The following is a 559-nucleotide window of genomic DNA, read 5'->3' as shown; positions in this document are numbered from 1 at the left end:
TGACTTTAGAAGAGACATTAAAAAAATATGATGTAATGTCTACTAAAAGTAAAAGAGTGCTTAAAATGTTTAAAGCTGCACCAATGGGTATTAAAACACAAATTCCTTTTTCACAAAATTCCAGATGGAACAGTATAGATACCAATCGTCAAACTGGATGTATAAGATCTTATCAAAACGCTTATAGTAAAGATGGTGGATTAGCAATATTATATGGGAATATAGCAAAAAATGGTTGTATTGTAAAAACAGCAGGGGTTAATAAAGATAATCTTGTTTTTCAAGGTTTTGCAAAAGTATATGAAAGTCAAGAAGAAGCTATAGAAGCTATTTTAAATAAGAAAGTTATAGCAGGAAATATTGTTGTTATTAGATATGAAGGACCTAAAGGTGGTCCAGGAATGCAAGAAATGCTTTATCCAACTACATACTTAAAATCTATGAATTTGGATAAATCTTGTGCTTTAATTACTGACGGAAGATTTTCTGGTGGCACAGCAGGTTTATCTATAGGTCATATTGCACCAGAAGCAGCAAATAAAGGATTAATAGCATTAGT

At 30.9% G+C, this 559-nt stretch carries 1 protein-coding gene; it reads left to right on the top strand.

What is annotated here, in order from left to right; all coding sequences use genetic code 11:
- The coding region (locus LDP10_RS03135; RefSeq protein WP_265197275.1) for a dihydroxy-acid dehydratase at positions 1 to 559 on the top strand (559 nt) is incomplete at both ends.

The organism is Buchnera aphidicola (Pemphigus obesinymphae), from assembly GCF_026122815.1.
Taxonomy (GTDB): Bacteria; Pseudomonadota; Gammaproteobacteria; order Enterobacterales; family Enterobacteriaceae; genus Buchnera_C; species Buchnera_C aphidicola_BJ.
The sequence above is the reverse complement of the archived record's forward strand: the minus strand, read 5'-3'. Positions and strand labels throughout refer to the sequence as shown.